Annotated in this window: 15 protein-coding genes and 2 tRNA genes; 8 read left to right on the plus strand and 9 right to left on the minus strand. The window is 70.4% G+C overall.

Going from position 1 to position 17,271, the window contains the following annotated elements:
- The first annotated feature begins 184 nt into the window (after positions 1–184).
- Complete coding sequence (locus tag FBY40_RS13645; RefSeq protein ID WP_160141401.1) at positions 185–562, plus strand: hypothetical protein; 378 nt, start codon at positions 185–187, stop codon at positions 560–562.
- Here FBY40_RS13645 and FBY40_RS13650 read toward each other — a convergent pair.
- Entirely contained in the window at positions 556–1,842 is a 1,287-nt protein-coding gene (locus FBY40_RS13650; RefSeq protein ID WP_141939343.1) for a M1 family metallopeptidase, read from the minus strand. The two genes, FBY40_RS13645 and FBY40_RS13650, sit on opposite strands and share 7 nt — an antisense overlap.
- A gap of 13 nt (positions 1,843–1,855) precedes the next feature.
- A complete protein-coding gene (locus tag FBY40_RS13655; RefSeq protein ID WP_141939344.1) occupies positions 1,856–5,827 on the minus strand; it encodes a Pls/PosA family non-ribosomal peptide synthetase in 3,972 nt (1,323 codons plus the stop codon).
- A 163-nt stretch (positions 5,828–5,990) separates the two neighbouring features.
- On the opposite strand from FBY40_RS13655, the gene pstS reads away from it, so the two are divergent.
- From pstS to pstB, 4 genes are all read left to right on the plus strand, one after another.
- Positions 5,991–7,097 (plus strand): phosphate ABC transporter substrate-binding protein PstS, encoded by a 1,107-nt coding sequence (gene pstS / locus FBY40_RS13660; protein WP_141939345.1) that lies wholly within the window; start codon positions 5,991–5,993, stop codon positions 7,095–7,097.
- Between the two features lie 88 nt (positions 7,098–7,185).
- On the plus strand, positions 7,186–8,139 hold the full coding sequence (gene pstC, locus FBY40_RS13665; protein WP_141939346.1) for a phosphate ABC transporter permease subunit PstC: 954 nt from the start codon (positions 7,186–7,188) through the stop codon (positions 8,137–8,139).
- Between the two features lies 1 nt (position 8,140).
- Positions 8,141–9,250 (plus strand): phosphate ABC transporter permease PstA, encoded by a 1,110-nt coding sequence (pstA, locus tag FBY40_RS13670; RefSeq protein ID WP_141939347.1) that lies wholly within the window; start codon positions 8,141–8,143, stop codon positions 9,248–9,250.
- Between the two features lie 29 nt (positions 9,251–9,279).
- On the plus strand, positions 9,280–10,059 hold the full coding sequence (gene pstB / locus FBY40_RS13675) for a phosphate ABC transporter ATP-binding protein PstB (RefSeq protein WP_141939348.1): 780 nt from the start codon (positions 9,280–9,282) through the stop codon (positions 10,057–10,059).
- An 89-nt stretch (positions 10,060–10,148) separates the two neighbouring features.
- Here the strand turns inward: pstB and FBY40_RS13680 are convergent, their stop codons facing one another.
- From FBY40_RS13680 to sigK, 4 genes are all read right to left on the minus strand, one after another.
- Positions 10,149–11,033 (minus strand): aminotransferase class IV, encoded by an 885-nt coding sequence (locus FBY40_RS13680; protein WP_141939349.1) that lies wholly within the window; start codon positions 11,031–11,033, stop codon positions 10,149–10,151.
- Positions 11,034–11,196: 163 nt separating this feature from the next.
- Positions 11,197–11,835 (minus strand): DNA-directed RNA polymerase subunit beta, encoded by a 639-nt coding sequence (locus tag FBY40_RS13685; protein ID WP_141939350.1) that lies wholly within the window; start codon positions 11,833–11,835, stop codon positions 11,197–11,199.
- Between the two features lie 40 nt (positions 11,836–11,875).
- On the minus strand, positions 11,876–12,721 hold the full coding sequence (locus FBY40_RS13690; RefSeq protein WP_141939351.1) for an anti-sigma factor: 846 nt from the start codon (positions 12,719–12,721) through the stop codon (positions 11,876–11,878).
- A complete protein-coding gene (sigK, locus tag FBY40_RS13695) occupies positions 12,718–13,317 on the minus strand; it encodes an ECF RNA polymerase sigma factor SigK (protein ID WP_200829990.1) in 600 nt (199 codons plus the stop codon). Before sigK ends, FBY40_RS13690 begins: the two co-directional genes overlap by 4 nt.
- Before the next feature lie 206 nt (positions 13,318–13,523).
- Between sigK and FBY40_RS13700 the strand changes: the two genes are divergently transcribed.
- The 3 genes from FBY40_RS13700 to FBY40_RS13710 all read left to right on the plus strand — a co-directional run bounded on the left by FBY40_RS13700 (position 13,524) and on the right by FBY40_RS13710 (position 16,086).
- On the plus strand, positions 13,524–14,195 hold the full coding sequence (locus FBY40_RS13700) for a fasciclin domain-containing protein (protein WP_124293827.1): 672 nt from the start codon (positions 13,524–13,526) through the stop codon (positions 14,193–14,195).
- A 141-nt stretch (positions 14,196–14,336) separates the two neighbouring features.
- Positions 14,337–14,409 (plus strand) — tRNA-Lys (locus FBY40_RS13705).
- Positions 14,410–14,490: 81 nt separating this feature from the next.
- A complete protein-coding gene (locus FBY40_RS13710) occupies positions 14,491–16,086 on the plus strand; it encodes a serine/threonine-protein kinase (RefSeq protein WP_141939352.1) in 1,596 nt (531 codons plus the stop codon).
- A 1-nt stretch (position 16,087) separates the two neighbouring features.
- On the opposite strand, the gene FBY40_RS13715 is transcribed toward FBY40_RS13710, so the two are convergent.
- From FBY40_RS13715 to FBY40_RS13725, 3 genes are all read right to left on the minus strand, one after another.
- Positions 16,088–16,666 (minus strand): isochorismatase family protein, encoded by a 579-nt coding sequence (locus FBY40_RS13715; protein WP_141939353.1) that lies wholly within the window; start codon positions 16,664–16,666, stop codon positions 16,088–16,090.
- A 47-nt stretch (positions 16,667–16,713) separates the two neighbouring features.
- Positions 16,714–17,124 carry a hypothetical protein gene (locus FBY40_RS13720; protein ID WP_141939354.1) on the minus strand — a complete coding sequence of 137 codons (411 nt, stop codon included), beginning with the start codon at positions 17,122–17,124 and terminating at the stop codon, positions 16,714–16,716.
- 58 nt (positions 17,125–17,182) lie between these two features.
- A tRNA-Thr gene (locus tag FBY40_RS13725) sits at positions 17,183–17,258 on the minus strand.
- Positions 17,259–17,271: the final 13 nt, after the last annotated feature.

Genomic DNA, 17,271 nt, shown 5'->3' on the forward strand with positions numbered 1-17,271 from the left:
GTCGGGCGCGATGAGGGCTGCGCGGTCGCATCCATCCGGATTCGCCGTTCGCTGGGCGCGCGTGCCCGAGGGGATGCCGCGTCGCGACGTCGCCTGGGGCATGATCGCCGAACTGGCCGGAGACCCACCGGCTCTTCGCGTCCGCAACCCCTGTCCTCGCTGCGGCGGCCCGCACGGTGAGATCGTGCTGGAGGGCACGGACCTGCGCGGATCGGTGGCCTATGCCGGACGCATCGCGGTCGCGGCCGTCACGCCCGCCGCGGGGACCCTCGGGTTCGGCATCGATGCCGAAGCGCGGCTCGATCCCGTACGCGACAGGGCCGGATGGGACGGGGTGCCCGTTCCGGGACGGCGCGGCACCGTCCGCGAGTGGACCCGGATCGAGGCGGCGCTGAAAGCGGACGGCCGGGGCCTCGCCGTGGACCCTGGGCGCGTCGTCGTGCGCGAGAGGCCGGACGGCACCTGGTCGGCGACGCTCCCCGGCCGCCGCGGGCCGGCCGAGGGATGGGACGTCCTGGCGACCTCGGATCTCGTCGTCAGCGCGGCGATCCTCCGTCAGTGACGCCGCGGGAGGGCGACGCCGTCGATCCAGCGCGAGAGGAGCGCTTCCCCGGAGGGCCCGAACGACTCGGCGACGGCGAGACGGAACTCGTGGGTGCCGACCACCTGGTGGCGGTGCACGGTGGTCCAGCGCCGCAGGAAGCGGAAGAACGCCGGGTCGCCGGCGGCGGAGCGCAGCGCGTGCAGCGTCAGCGCTCCGCGCTTGTAGACGCGATCGTCGAACATCGCCTCCGGACCGGGATCGGCGAGGATCAGATCGGCCGGCTCGGCGGCCACCCGCTCCCAGTGCGCGGCGGCGTGGGCGTCCGCGCTCGCCCCGCCGGAGCGCTCGGACCACAACCACTCGGCGTAGCAGGCGAACCCCTCGTTCAGCCAGATGTCGCTCCAGTCGCGGAGACCGACGCTGTTGCCCACCCACTGGTGGGCGAGCTCGTGGGCGATGAGGCGCTCGAACGACGGCGCGAGGTGGTTGACGCCGAACAGCGCCATCCCCTGTGCCTCTAGCGGGATCTCCAGGACGTCCGGGGTGACGACCATCGCGCAGCGCTCCTGGGGGTAGGCGCCGAAGACATCCTCGAAGACCGCCATCATCCGCGGCAGCGGAGCGAAAGCCCGCCCGGCGCGTTCGGCGAGTTCGGGGGGATGGACCAGCTCCGCCACCACACCCGGAATGGTCACCGCGCTGGTGGTGAAGCGCCCGACGTGCGCGGCCACGAGGTAGGTCGGCGTCGGAACGCGCAGCTCGAAGGTGCGGGATTCGAGCCGTCCGCGGCGCCGGACGTCCACCGGCACCCCGGTCGCGATGGCGCGGTACGGCGCGTCCGTCGCCAGGGTCACGCGGTAGGTCGCCCGGTCGTCGGGGCGGTCGTTGCACGGGAACCAGGTCGGCGCACCGGTGGGCTGCGCGGCGACGAGCGCGCCGTCATCGAGCTCCTCCCACCCGAGCGTCCCCCAGCGGGTTCGGCGCGGTCGCGGTGCACCGCCGTAGGCGACGTCGATGGAGAACCGCTCCCCCGGTTCCAACGGCGCGGCCAGGGTGAGGTGAAGAGCGCGGGAGTCCTGACGGAACGCCACCGGGTCGCCGTCCACGCGCACCGAGACCGCCCGCAGGCCGACGAGATCCAAGCGCACCTGACGCGTCGAGAGGGCCGCGACGGCGTTCAGAAGCGCCCGCCCGTCGAGGCGGTTGGTGCGCACGCGGTACGTCAGGTCGAGGTCGTACGACTCGACGTCGAAGGCGGCGTCCCCGCTGTCGGGGGTGTAGACCGAGACCGGGGTCACGAGATCGGGGACATCACGAGGTCGACTGGTAGGCGCGCACCTTCACCGCACGCCAGGGTCCGATCGGATTTCCGCTCCATCGTGACCCCACGGGCACGGCCTCGCCGCGCATCACCAGAGACGCCGGGCCGACCGTCGCGTGCGAGCCGATCACCGCGCCCGGCAGGATGACGCTATGCGGACCGAGGGTCGCGCCGGGCTCGAGGGTGACCGTGTCCATACTCATGATTCGATCATGGAACAGGTGGGTCTGCACGACGCACCCGCGATTGACCGTGCTGCCGTCGCCGAGGGTGACCAGATCGGGTTCGGGGAGCCAGTAGCTGTCGCACCACACTCCCCGACCGATTCGAGCCCCGAGGGTTCGCAGCCACACGGCCAGGGCCGGAGTGCCGGCGGCCGCCCGGGCGAACCAGGGTGCGGCGACCATCTCGGTGAAGGTGTCCGACACCTCGGTGCGCCAGACGAAGCTCGACCACAGGGGGGACTCGCCCGCGCGGATCGATCCGACGATGAGCCACTTCGCCACGGTGGTCACGAGCGCTGCCGCGGCTCCTGCGGCCAGAAGCACGACACCCGAGAGCAGCAGGGCGGCGATCGGGGCCGCCTCCCACAGCGCGGCGAGGACGAAGAGCACCCCCAACCCGATGCCGCAGGTGACGATGACGGGCACGAACCGGCACAGCTCCCACAGCGTCCGTGCGACGCGCAGCCGGACCGGCGGGTGGTAGGTGCGCGCGTCGTCTCCGTCCGCGGTGACCCGTCGCAGGCGCACGGCCGGCGAGCCGAGCCACGACGATCCGGCCTTCGCCTTGCGCGGCGCGGACGACAGCACCGCAACGAGGCCGTCGCGGGGCACGCGGTGCCCGGGCGCGGCCATGCCGGAGTTGCCGAGGAAGGCGCGCTTGCCGATGCGCACCGCGCCGATCCGCACCCAGCCGCGCCGCAGCTCGTAGGACGCCACCATCGTGTCGTCGGCGAGGAACGCCCCGTCTTCGATGCGGGTCATCGACGGCAGAAGCAGCACGGTCGACGCTTCGACGTCCTTCCCGACCTGGGCGCCGAGGAGCCGGAGCCACACCGGCGTGAAGAGGCTCGAGTAGAGCGGGAAGAGGATCGTGCGGGCGGAGTCGAGCAGTCGCTCGATGGTCCAGGCGCGCCAACCGTTCGCACTCCGCACCGGGAAGGTGCCCTCGCGGAGGCCGAGAGACAGCAGGCGAACCGCGATGACCACGGCGGCGGCGAAGACGACACCGGCGACGAGGACTCCCGGGACGAGGAGGGCGAGCGCGCCGAGGAACGCGGTGCCGAGGTCATCCGCCCCTCGGATCCCCGCGGCCACGACCAGCCCACCGAGGGCGAACGCGACGATCGGAAGGAGGGCCAGCAGAACGGATGACGCGGCGTAGGCCCACAGCCACCGGGTCGGCGCGGGGGCGCGCTCGACCGGCCACTCCGGCGCGATCTCCCCCACCCGGACAGCGGGCGACCCGGCCCACGACTGATCGGCCTTGACCCGCCCGAACACCGCGGACCCGGGTGCGATCTCGGCGCGCTGTCCGATGCGGGTGCCCGGGGCCAGCGTCGACCGCGCGCCGACCGTGGCATCCGCCCCGATGCGCACCGGTCCGATCCGCACGACGTCGCCGTCGATCCAGGTGCCGGTCAGATCCACCTCCGGCTCGATCGCCGCACCGTCGCCGATGACGAGCATGCCGGTGATCGGCGGCAGGGTGTGCAGGTCGACGCCCCGGCCCACCGTGGCCCCGAGGGCCCTGGCGTAGTAGACCACCCAGGGGGCGCCGGCCAGCCCGACCGCATCCACCTGGTCGGCGATCTGCTCGGCGAGCCACAGCCGAAGATGCACACCGCCCCCGCGAGGGTGATCGCCCGCCTTCACCCCGGCGAGGAGCAGTCGCGCCGCCGCGGCGGCGATCGCCATGCGACCGAAGGGCGTGGCGAACAGGAGCAGTCCCGTCAGGAGCATCGGCCACGGCGCGGTCGGGAGCACCTCGAATCCCGGGACGAGCTGAAGAAGCGCCGAGGCGGTGAGGAGGTACAGCAGCCACCGGATGCCGCTGAGCACGAACAGCGGCACCGCGAGCAGCGTCTGCGCCCACTGGGTTCGGCGCGGGGTCGGCCTCGGCCGATGGAAGTCGGTGCGGGCGTCCTCGGCCACGGCTCCGACGGCCTTCGCCATCGCGCCGAGCCGGGGCACGTCGTAGATGTCGGCGACGGAGAACTCCGGCACCCGGGCTCGCAGCCGCGACACCAGCTGAGCCGCAGCGAGCGAGCCGCCGCCCAGGTCGAAGAAGTCGGCCTCCCGGTCGGCCACCGGCATCCCGAGCACTGCCTGCCACTGCGCGGCCAGCCACACCTCATCCGGTGAGAGGTCGCTGACATCCAGCTCGACGCCCGGAAGCGGCCAGGGAAGTGCAGCGCGGTCGACCTTGCCCGAGGTGCGTACCGGAAGGTCGTCGACGACGGCGAGGAGCGGCACGAGCGCCGCAGGAAGGCGCTCGGTGAGGAAGGCGCGGGCAGCGCCCCGATCCAGATCCGCAGGGGCGACGAGGTAGCCGACGAGGAGGGGGACGCCGGCGTCGCTGGTGCGCACGGCCGCCGCAGCCGCGGCGACACCGGGAATGTCCTGCAGTGCCGCCTCGACCTCGCCGAGCTCGATCCTTCTGCCGCCCACCTTCACCTGGTCGTCGGCGCGACCGACGAACACCAACCCCTCGGGGTCGTACCGCACGAGGTCGCCCGATCGATAGGCCCGTTCCCAGCCCAGTTCTGCGAACGGCGCGTACTTCTCGGCGTCCTTGGCGGGGTCGAGGTAACGGGCGAGGCCGACGCCCCCGATGATCAGCTCGCCGATCTCGCCCGGCGCGACCCGCACGCCCTCGGCGTCCACGACCGCGAGCGCCCAGCCGTCCAGAGGCAGACCGATCCGCACCGGCCCCTCGCCGCCGAGCGGGGCTGCGCAGGCGACCACGGTCGCCTCGGTGGGGCCGTAGGTGTTCCACACCTCGCGTCCCTCCACCGACAGACGCGCAGCGAGCTCGGGCGGGCACGCCTCGCCGCCGAAGATCAGCAGCCGCACGCTCTCCAGCGCATCCTGAGGCCACATCGCCGCGAGCGTTGGTACGGTCGAGACCACGGTGATCCCCTGCCGGATGAGCCACGGTGCGAGATCCTCACCCGACCGCACGAGCGCACGCGGCGCGGGAACCAGGCACGCGCCGTGCCGCCAGGCGAGCCACATCTCCTCGCAGGAGGCGTCGAAGGCCACCGACAATCCCGCCAGCACACGGTCGTCGGGCCCGAGCGGCGCATCCTGGAGGAACAGGCGCGCCTCGGCGTCGACGAACGCCGCGGCCGACCGGTGCGTGACGGCGACGCCCTTCGGCACGCCTGTGGAGCCGGACGTGAAGATGACCCACGCGTCGTCGTCGGGCGTCGGGGGCTCGAGCAGTGCGAGCGCAGCGGTGTCGGTCGGCACCCGGGAAGCTCCCCGACCGGCGGGGGCGTCCGGACGAGACGACGCCTGGCGCGCGACGTCATCGCCGACGAACACCAGGCCGTCGGTGAGGATCCCGGCGACCCGGGCCTCGCCGAAGACCAGACGGGCCCGCTCGTCCGGGTCGTCGGCGTCGACCGGCACGTACGCAGCTCCTGCGGCGAGGATCCCGAGGATCGCGAGATACAGATCCTTGGAGCCGGAGGCGATCCGGACTCCGATGCGATCACCGCGCGTCACCCCTGCCCCCTGCAGCCGGAGCGCGAGACGCCCGGCGGTGCGCACCGTTTCGCGGTAGCTGAGGGCGGTCGACCCGTCATCGATCGCGGAGGCCTCGGGGTGGCGGGCGGCGGTCTCGCGGACGATGTCCCACAGCGTCCGAGCGGGCGGGGCGGTGCCGGCACGGTCGAGCTCGGACTGGTGGCGATCGTTCCCCGGGTGGAGGGGGATCGGGTCCGATTCGGGCATGCCTCGGATCGTAGCGAGAGAAGGTGACGCGACCGGTCGCTGCGGGCAGGGGGTCGTTCACCTGCCGTTCACCGTCTCAGCGCACTCTCTTAAGAGTCGATGCTTAGCGTGCCCTCCGGACCCTGCACCGGGCATCCATTCCCCAACCCGAAGGATTCACACAGTGAAGATCTCTCGCATTGCTCAGCTGGGCGCCGTCGCGGCCGTCGCGGCGCTGACGCTCACCGCCTGCGCCGCCAACGAGACCGCCCCCGCCGGCGGCGACTCCTCCGACGCCTCGGAGTCGACCCTCTCGGGCGAGCTCGTCGGCGCGGGTTCCTCCGCTTCGGAAGTCGCGGTCCAGACGTGGGGCGCCGGTTTCCAGACCGCCAACCCCGACGTGACCGTCAGCTACGACCCCTCGGGCTCGGGCGCCGGCCGTGACTCGTTCCAGGCCGGAGCGGTCGCCTTCGCAGGATCCGACCGCGCCTTCACCGCCGACGAGATCGCAGAGGGCCCCTTCGACGGGTGCGTCGACGGATCCGGCATCATCCAGCTGCCGGCGTACATCTCCCCCATCGCCGTGATCTTCAACCTCGAGGGTGTCGAGGAGCTGAACATGGATGCCGCCACCATCGCGGGCATCTTCGCGGGCGAGATCACCAACTGGAACGACCCGGCCATCGCCGCGACCAACGAGGGCGTCGAGCTGCCCGACCAGCAGATCACCCCGGTTCACCGCGCCGACGACTCCGGCACCACCGAGAACTTCACCGACTACCTCTACCAGGCAGCCCCCGACGTGTGGACCTATGAGCCCGACGGCGTGTGGCCGCTGCAGTCCGGCGAGGCCGCGCAGGGCACCTCCGGTGTCGTGGCCGCCGTCGAGGGCGGCGTCGGCACCATCGGCTACGCCGACGCGTCGCGCGCCGAGGGCTTCGGTCAGGTCTCCGTGCAGGTCGGGGATGAGTTCATCGCCTTCTCGCCCGAGGCCGCTGCGGCCATCGTCGACGCGTCGCCGCGTGAAGAGGGACGCACCGAGGGTGACCTCGCCGTCGCGATCGACCGCACGCCCGACGAGGCTGCGTACCCCATCGTCCTCGTCGCGTACAGCATCGCCTGCGAGGAGTACGCGGACCCGGCTCAGGCACCGCTGGTGAAGGGCTTCCTCGAGTACGCCATCAGCCCCGAGGGCCAGGACGAGGCCGCGGCCGCCGCCGGTTCTGCGCCGATCTCCGACACGCAGCGCGAGACCATGCAGGCTGCGATCGACCTGATCGTCACGGAGTGACACGATGGTGTCCGACCCGCTTCGGCGGGTCGGACACCATTCCTCTCCCCCGGGAGAACATCCGCACCCCACCCGAGAACAGGATGAGATGACCACTCTGGCTCCCCCGGCGGTCGAAGACCGCGCGAAGCCGAAGCAGCGGCCCGGCGACCGCTGGTTCTCGGGAACAGCACTCTTCGCCGGCTCGATGATCCTCGTGACCCTCGCCGCGGTCGCGATCTTCCTCATCGTCCAGTCGATCCCCGGTCTCACCGCCACGAGCGAGAACGCGTCGATCCTGACCTCGACCTTCTGGTCGTACGTCTGGCCCCTTGCCTTCGGGACCCTCTGGGCTTCCCTCCTCGCGCTCGTGATGGCCGTGCCGCTGTCCGTCGCGGTCGCCCTCTTCATCTCCCACTACTCTCCGCGCCGCCTGGCGCAGACCCTCGGTTACATCGTCGACCTCCTGGCTGCCGTCCCGTCGGTCGTCTTCGGCCTCTGGGGCATCCTCGTCCTCGCGCCCGCCGTGCAGCCGGTCTACACCTGGCTCGTGGACAACGCGGGCTGGTTCCCGCTGTTCGCCGGCCCCGTCTCGGGCACGGGCCGCACGATCTTCACCGCCGCGATGGTGCTCACCGTCATGGTGACGCCGATCATCACCGCCATCTGTCGAGAGATCTTCCTGCAGACCCCGGTCCTCCACGAGGAGGCGGCCCTCGCCCTCGGCGCCACGCGCTGGGAGATGGTGCGGATGGCGGTGTTCCCCTTCGGCCGCTCCGGAATCGTCTCGGCCTCGATGCTGGGTCTCGGCCGCGCCCTCGGCGAGACGATGGCCGTGGCCATGGTGCTCTCCGCCACCGGCGTGGTCACGTTCCGCCTCTTCACCTCGGAGAACCCCAGCACGATCCCCGCGAACATCGCGCTGACCTTCCCCGAGGCCTACGGGGTCAACGTCAACGTCCTCATCGCGACGGGCCTCATCCTCTTCATCGTCACCTTCGCCGTCAACGCGCTCGCCCGCTGGGTCGTCAGCCGGCGCAAGGAATTCTCGGGAGCGAACTGACATGGCCCTCACCTCCGCTCCCCCGACCGAGACCCCCTCGGCTCCCCCGCTCGCCGTCGACCAGCGGATCACCACCGGTCGCCTGCCGAAGTGGGCTCCCTGGGGCATCCTCGGCGCGAGCATCCTGCTCAGCCTGATCTTCTTCGGCATCCTCGCCCTGGCCCCCGAGGGAAGCTTCAACGTCGCCGGTTTCGCGGTCGTCGCAGCCCTGGCCTACCTGGTCTTGATCACCGTGGTGTCGAGCTTCGTCGAAGGCCGCCGCAAGGCCGTGGACCGGCTCGTGACGGGCATCGTCACCACCGCCTTCGCCATCGCGATGGTGCCGCTGGTCTCCCTCGCCTTCACCGCGATCACCAACGGAATCGCAGGGCTCTCGGCAGAGTTCTTCACCTCCTCGATGCGCAACGTCGTCGGCGAGGGCGGCGGCGCGCTCCACGCCATCGTGGGAACCCTCCTCATCACCGGCGCGGCCGCGGTCATCTCGATCCCGATCGGGCTGTTCACCGCGATCTACCTCGTCGAGTACGGCGACGGCAAGCGCCTGGCGCGGGGCATCACCTTCCTCGTCGACGTCATGACCGGCATCCCCTCGATCGTCGCAGGCCTGTTCGCCTACGCCCTCTTCGTCATCTTCTTCGGCCAGGGCATCCGGCTCGGCATCATGGGTGCGATCGCGCTGTCGGTACTCATGATCCCCGTCGTCGTCCGGTCGTGCGAGGAGATGCTGCGGCTCGTGCCGAACGAGCTGCGTGAAGCGTCGCTGGCCCTCGGCGTACCGAAGTGGCTGACCATCGCCAAGGTGGTCCTCCCCACGGCGATCGGCGGCATCGTCACCGGCATCATGCTCTCGATCGCCCGCGTCATCGGCGAGACCGCGCCCCTTCTCATCACCGCCGGCTTCACCACGAGCATGAACTACAACCTGTTCGAGGGGCGCATGATGACCCTCCCGGTGTTCACGTACACACAGTTCATGAACCAGGGCATCCCGGCCGAGGCGTACATCAACCGCGCGTGGGCTGCCGCCCTCGTCCTCATCCTGATCGTGATGGCGCTGAACATCGTCGCGCGCGTGATCGCCAACTTCTACGCGCCCTCCAAGGGCCGCTGACCCCCTTCTCCACCCGAATCAGAGGAATCGTGTCCAAGAGCATCGAAGTCAACGACCTGAACGTCTACTACGGCGACTTCCTCGCCGTCGAAGGCGTCTCCCTTAACATCGAGCCCCGCAGTGTCACCGCGTTCATCGGCCCGTCGGGCTGCGGCAAGTCGACGTTCCTACGCACGCTGAACCGCATGCACGAGGTCATCCCCGGCGCTCGCGTGGAAGGCGATGTGCTGCTCGACGGAGACAACCTGTACGGCTCGAACGTCGATCCGGTGCTGGTCCGGCGTCAGATCGGCATGGTGTTCCAGCGGCCGAACCCCTTCCCCACGATGTCGATCCGCGACAACGTGCTGGCCGGGGTGAAGCTGAACAACAAGCGGCTGTCGAAATCCGATGCCGATGGTCTGGTCGAGAAGTCGCTGAAGGGCGCCAACCTCTGGAACGAGGTCAAGGACCGCCTCGAGCGCCCCGGTTCGAGCCTGTCGGGCGGCCAGCAGCAGCGTCTGTGCATCGCGCGCGCCATCGCCGTGTCACCGCAGGTGCTGCTGATGGACGAGCCCTGCTCGGCCCTCGACCCGATCTCGACCTACGCCATCGAGGAGCTCATCGCCGAGCTGAAGAACGAATACACCGTCGTCATCGTCACCCACAACATGCAGCAGGCGTCGCGGGTGTCGGACAAGACGGCGTTCTTCAACATCGCCGGCACCGGCAAGCCCGGCAAGCTCATCGAGTACGACGACACCACCACGATCTTCACGACGCCGTCGGTGCAGGCCACCGAGGACTACGTCTCGGGTCGCTTCGGATAAAGACCTCGCACACCTCCGCCGCGCGGCGCGCCCTGCTGGGGGGCTCGGCCCGTCGCGCGGCGAGAGCACTGTCGCGCGGGGCGCGGTCGTCAGTCGCGCGGCGACAGAAGGTACTCGGTCATGGATGCCGTCAGGGCGGTGTCCAGGGCGATCTCGCGGTCGTCCACCGCGACGATCGGTGCCGCCAGCCGAACGCTGGAGACCAGCCATCCGCCCTCTGCGTGTCTCAGGCGATCGACCGAGATGGTCTCGTATCCCACGTCGAACCCCCGTCCGGCGAGATAGGCGAACAAGCTCAGCTGCGTCGTGCCGTGGAGGATTCCCGTTGCCGGCTCGGGGGTGACGAAGCGGTCGCCGAAACGGACGATGACCGATGCGGTCGGTGCCTCCAGGACGATTCCGTCGGATGACACGAAGACGGCGTCATCCGCTCCCCTGCGCCCCGCTTCGCGGATCGCGGCCATGTTCACCGCGTACGACAGGGTCTTCGCTCCGAGGAGCAGCCAGGGTGCGCGGGCAGAGGCTCCGCTGTCGACACCGCGGTCGAGGGTCACCACGCGCACGCCCTCGCGGCGAGCCCGGGAGAAGTCCGGTGCGGGCGACGCCGTGACCCAGGCCGTCGGTGCGGGTCCGTGGTCGACGCCCCGGCTCAGGATGAGCTTGATGACGTACTCTCCTGCCGGGCATCGCGTCGCGATCTCGGCCACCGCCGCACGCCACTGACCGAGGTGCGGAGCCGGGAGGTCGCACAGTCGCGCAGAATGCGCCAGGCGCTCCAGGTGCGCCGTGACCTCCTGCGGGTGCCCGTCGACGACGCCGATGGATTCGAAGACGCCGTCGCCGCGCTGCGCGCTCAGCTCGCCGAGACTCAGGACCGGTCCGGCCGGATCGACAGCCGAGAGGGTGGCGGTGAAGTCGCTGCGGTCGTCATCGGATGCGACGGGGTCGATCAGCAGGGCGTGGCGCCGGGTCATCCCTCGAGCCTAGGTGAGGGAAGGAAGGTGACGGGAATAGCCCCCGCGCGAGGTCGGTTAGACTCTTCTAGCCGGGCCGCAGTAACCCCGGGCTCCATCTTCTGCCGCTGCGAGCGGCCATGCGCCGAGAGGCGTTCTGCGGCCCGGCACTGACGTCTCCCGCTCAGGTGAGCGCGTCGCGGCGCCACAGGCCCGCGCAGGCCGACAGGTCGGCCGCATAGTCGGTCAGGCGCAGTGCCCGGGTCGTCAGCGCAGCAGCACGGTCGGGTTCGGTCGTCTCGTAGTCGTCCGCCAGGTGGCTCGCCCCCGACGCCTGCACGCGGCAGAACGCCGCGGCCCGTTCCAGCGCGACGGCGAAATCCCCCTGGAAGAGCCCGCGCAGCAGCGTGTCCACGAGCTCGACGAGCTCGTCGGGTCCGGCGGGTGTCGGAGCCCCGGCGATGACCTCGTCAGCCGAGGCGAGCTCCACACGCCCCCGCTCGTACAGCAGTGCGGCGGTACGCGGGTCGTCGTGGATCATGAGCTGCAGGAGGTACAGACGCCAGAGCGCGCCCGGCAGGCTCTTCGCCGGCGCGTGCGACCAGAGCTCGGCGATGTCGTCGATCCCGTGGTGATCGGTGAAGGCCACGAGGCGATCCACGATCTCGGCGGTGGGCTCGGAGCGCACCCGTGTCAGCAGGGCCTGAGCAGTGGAGTGGGCCACCCGCGAGACTTCAGCGGGATCGCGCGAGGCGAACACCCGATCGAACAACTCTGCGGGGCGGCGCACCGGCTTGTGGAATTCCCTCGATCCGTCACTCACCCACCCCAGGCTACCCCCGTCTCCCGTGGGCCGGCCTGTCTCAGGCGTCGGTGGTGATCGCGACCAGGGGGTCGGATGTGGGCAGACCCGTCGGAGAGCCGCCTGCGGGCTCGACCGACATCGCGATGGTGTCTCCCTGCTCGAAGCTCGCCTCCAGCAGCGCGACGGCCTCCCCGCCGGGAGCGGGCTCGAAGGTGCCTGCGGAGGTGACCTCATCACCCCGGAGCACCCAGAGCTCGAAGACCTGATCGTCGGTGAGCTGCGGCAGGCCGTCGGTGACGACGACCGCCTGCTCGAGCGAGGGCGACCAGCGCGCCGTCACCACACCGCCGTCGGCGGCCTCAGCGGTCACCGAGGCGGCATCGGGCGCGGCCTCGATGGCGGCGAGCGCCACCTGAGCGGGAGTACGGTTCAGATACTCGTTCACCGACGCGGCGCCGAACCCGAGCGCGACGAGGAGGACGAAGCTCGCCGCGAGAGCAAGCAGGCCCCGCGTCCACCGGCGTCGGACGACGGCGATCGCTCCCGTCGTGGTGGGGTGCGCGTCCTGGTCGTCCGTGCGAGGACCGGCGGGCGGCGCAGCATCGGCGCTCGGACTTGCCGAGGTGTCCTGCACCGCGGCCAACAGCCCGGTGGCCGAGGAGATCTCCGTCTCAATCGCGGCATCGCCGGTGATCTGAGCCATGAGGGTGTCGCGGACAGACGCGGGCGGGCTGACGGCGGGGACGACATCGGCGAGGAGCGCAGCGGACTCGAGAGCGTCCTCGACATGGTGAGCCCACTCGGGATGCGCGATCCGCGCCTGCTCGAACGCCTGCGCGTCGTCGGGGGACAGTGCGTCGAGCGCGAAGCCGGCCGCAAGCTCGGCGAATTCCTGTTCGTTCACGTTGTCACCCCCATCTCCACACGCAGTCGCGAGAGACCGTCCCGCATCCTGGTCTTGATCGTTCCGAGCGGCGCTCCCACGAGCGCCGCGATTTCGCTCTGACTGTAACCACCGAAGTACGCGAGGGTCAGTGCCTCCCGCTGCGCATCCGGCAGGGTTCCGAGCGCTCGATTGACTTTTTCTGCTTCCAAGCGCAGCTCCACGTGCTCGGAGACCGTGTCGTGGGCGACCCCGAGGTCGCGATAGCCCACACGGATGTCCCGATCGGAACTCGACTGCGACGACCGGACCCGGTCGACCGCGCGGCGATGTGCGATCGTGAGCACCCACGTTCTGCCCTGACCCTTGTTCGGGGCGAAGCGGGAAGCGGATTGCCACACTTCCAGGAAGACCTCCTGGAGCACTTCTTCGCTCTGGGAGCGGTCGACGAGCACGCGCAGGATCAGACCGAACACCCGCGGCGACAGCATGTCGTAGAGCCGGGTGAAGGCGTCCGAGTCGCCCTGCGCGATCTGCTGGAGGAGATCTCCGACGTGGTCGGCGTGCGGTTCGTCCTCGCGCACGTCGGCTCCGTCGATCACCACATCCAACAGCATGCCGTACTCCCCTCGGAATCCCGATTCCGGCGCTCGGTCGACACCTGTTCGTTGCGAAGCGCTCAGCGGTTTGCCAGAACACGACGCCCGCCGCATCCCATCCGATCCGGGAGGGGTTCCGAAGGACCCGTTGTACCCGCTGAACCCAGTGGGGTCCCTGCACCGGGGACGCGGCCTGTGCCGCTTCGACTATCAGGAGGAACGCAATGTCACGCAAGACTCGTCTCACCGCCGGTCTTTCCCTCGCCTTCGCTGCGACGCTCGCGCTGAGCGCCTGTTCGTCCGGCGCCGGCACCGCGGAAGACACCATGGAGCCCTCCATGGAGCCGTCCACCGAGGCCTCGTCTCCCGCCATGGAAGAGGACATGGCGATGGATCCGGCCGCCAACCTCGTCGGCCCCGGTTGCGAGGCCTACGCCGAGCAGGTGCCCGACGGCGCCGGTTCGATCGAGGGCATGTCGACCGAGCCCGTCGCGGTGGCCGCATCGAACAACCCGCTGCTGAGCACCCTCGTGCAGGCCGTCAGCGGTCAGCTCAACCCCGAGGTCGACCTCGTCGACACGCTGAACGGTGACGAGTTCACCGTGTTCGCTCCGGTCAACGACGCGTTCGCCGCGCTCGACCCGGCGACCCTGGAATCCCTCCAGACTGACACCGCCGGTCTGACCTCGATCCTCACGTACCACGTGGTGCCCGGTCAGCTGTCGCCCGACGAGGTCGTCGGCACCCAGACCACGGTCCAGGGCGCCGACCTCGAGGTGACGGGCTCGGGCGACGAGCTCATGGTCAACCAGGCCAGCGTGATCTGCGGTGGCGTCGTCACCGCCAACGCCACGGTCTACCTGATCGACTCGGTCCTGACGCCGCCGGCTCAGTGATCTGATACTCCCTGCCGTATCTGGGGTACGGCCGGGTGAATGGGGCGGGGCGACCGCCGGTGCCTGGCGAGGTGGGCACCGGCGGTCGCGTCGTTTCCGCGTGATCGGTCACCCAGCCCGACAGCGTTAGGCTGGAACCGCGGGCCTCTAGCTCAGTCGGTAGAGCATCGGACTTTTAATCCGCGGGTCGTGGGTTCGAGCCCCACGGGGCCCACCGCGACCACCCCCCCTGCACGGTCGAGGCGATCCGTCAAGGGCCCTGGAGCGCACCTGCTCCCCGCGTAGCGTTTCAGGTATGCCACCGGCCGAACCCCCCTTGCTTTCGGGGCGTTATCGCGTCGACGAGTGCATCGGCGAAGGCGGAATGGCGCGGGTCTACCGTGCGGAGGACGTCGCTCTCGGGCGCACGGTCGCCATCAAGCGGATGCGGGGATCGATCGACGACGACCAGCCGCGCGTCCGGTCGGAGATGCGGCTTCTCGCCGGGCTGAGCCACCCGTCGCTCGTCACCCTTCTGGATGCGCATCTCGGTGATGAGACTCCCGGGGGCGACGGCGATTTCCTCGTGATGGAGTACGTCGAGGGTCCGACACTGGCGCAATGCCTGAGCGGTGGCCCGCTGCCCCCCGCGACGGCCGCGGCGCTGACGATGGATCTCGCCGATGCGCTGCACACGGTGCACGACGCAGGGATCGTCCACCGCGACATCAAGCCTTCCAACATCCTGCTCTCGCCCTCTCCGCTGCCGATGCGACAGTTCCGCGCGAAGCTCGCCGACTTCGGCATCGCCTATCTCCACGACAGCGCGCGGATCACCTCGCCCGGCCTCGTTCTGGGCACCGCCGCCTACCTCGCTCCCGAGCAGGTCAGGGGTGACGCGCCCACCCCGGCGGTGGATGTGTTCTCCCTGGGCCTGGTGATCATCGAAGCGCTCACCGGCCTTCGCGCCTATCGAAGCGGCACGGGCGCCGAAGCGCTCGTGGCGCGGCTGGCGTCGGCGCCGGCCATCCCGCCCGACCTCGACGACGGTTGGCGCGAGCTCCTGGTCGCCATGACCTCGCTCGACCCCCGCGATCGCCCCAGCGCCCTCGATGTCGCCGTGGCCGCGTCCGCCCTCACCAGCACCGGCGTGATGATCGCCATGCCGCCGGCCTCGCCGGCGCCCACACCCGCACCGTCGCGCGACGTCGCCCTCCAGCCCGCGACGTCGGGCCGGGATCTCGACACCTCCGAGCTTCCCGCCACGATGCCGACCGCGCTCGGCGTCGCCGCGATGGCAGACCACACGCCGCTTCCGGTGCAGAACATCCCGAGTCGTCGCTCGACGCGCACCGAACGCACGCGGCGGTCGCGCCGCGCGACGGCCCTCTGGGGCACAGCGGCCGTGGCCACGCTTCTCATCGTCGGGGTCGTCAGCGCGCTCTCCGGCGCGTTCGGGACCGCCGGCTCGCTGACTCCCGTGGTGTCCGAACCGACGCCCGCACGGATCCTGCCGGAGCCGGATCCCACCGAGGAGACCGCAGAGGATGCGGGCACGGCGCCGACCGCGGTCCTGGACTCGGTGCCGGCATCGGACACCGATCTCCGAACGGATGACCCACAGGTGACCGATCCGCAGACACCGCCCGCCCCCGTCGTGAGCCCGAGTCCGACCGAGGCGACCAAGACGCCACGCCCGAGCGTCACCCCGCCGGCACCGCGCGGCGACGCCGACGAGAAGGGCGACACCGCCCCGTCTCCGACGCCTCCGTCGCCCAGCCCCGAGCCGAGTCCGACGACGCCGGACGAGAATGGGTCGCCCGGACCCGGCGCGGGGAACGGTCCCGGCAGCGGCATCCCGGATTGGCTCAGCCCTCCGCCGTTCGACCGCGAGTCCGGCTCGCGCAGCTGACTCAGCTCTGCGCGGGAACGAGCTCGGCGCCCGCGCGTTCGATCTCGTCGAGCGCTCGGGCACTGGATTCCGGGTGGACGCCGGCGATGAGGTCGGTCAGCACCCGCACCCGCCGTCCGGCGGCGAGGGCGTCCAAGGCCGAGGCTCGCACGCAGTAGTCCGTCGCGATCCCCGCGACGTCGATGTCGATGATGCCGTGGGAGTCGAGCAGCTGGGCCGCCGTGGCGCCGTCATCCGCATATCCTTCGAACAGCGAATAGGCGGGCCGGCCCTGCCCCTTCTTCAAATGATGGGTGACCGACGACGCGTCGAACAGCTCGTCGTACTCCGCACCGTGCGTACCGCCGACACAGTGCGGCGGCCATGTGTCGACGAAATCCGGATTCTCGGAGAAGTGACCGCCGTTGTCGTTGTCGGGGTCGTGCCAGTCGCGGGAGGCCACGATGAGCGCGTAGTCACCGGCGTGCTTCGCAAGGAACTCCGTCACCCGGGCGGCGACCTCGTCTCCCCCGGCCACGCCGAGTGCACCGCGCTCGGTGAAGTCGTTCTGGAGATCGACGATGAACAGCGCCCGGGTCATGCGTCGAGCCTACGACGGCGCGTGTGGATCCGGGTGAGGCCACCGCATCAGCCGGCCGCGAACAGCAGGGTCCAGGAGATCACGAGGGCGACCAGCCCCAGCCCGGTGAGGCCCACCCCGAACCAGACGACGAAGCGCACCACCGACGACCCTCGGGTCAGCCGCACACGTCCGGAGGAGTCGCGCCGGGCGAACACAGAGGCGGAGTCCTGCCCGTCCAGCACCCGGAGCTGCTCGGGCGTCAGGTGCGCCTCGCCGACCTCACCGTCGGATCCGAACCAACGGGCGATCCGACCGCCGTCCTCGTCGTCGTCGATCATGACCGTGACCGGCTCCCACGTGCCGTCGGCGAGGGCGAGGATCACACCGACCAACAGCACCACACCGCCGAGACCCAGCCCCACCCAGCTGAAGATCTCCAGCACCGCGTTCACCGCGATGTCGGCAGAGGTGGTCACTCCGTGAGTTTATTCGGCGTGCCGACCCTCGCGGACACGCAGCGCCCGGTCGGAAAAGTGGAGCCACCTAAGGGAATCGAACCCTTGACCTATTCATTACGAGTGAATCGCTCTGCCGACTGAGCTAAGGTGGCGCGCGTCGCTCGC

It is taken from the genome of Microbacterium sp. SLBN-154 (genome assembly GCF_006715565.1).
GTDB lineage: Bacteria > Actinomycetota > Actinomycetes > Actinomycetales > Microbacteriaceae > Microbacterium.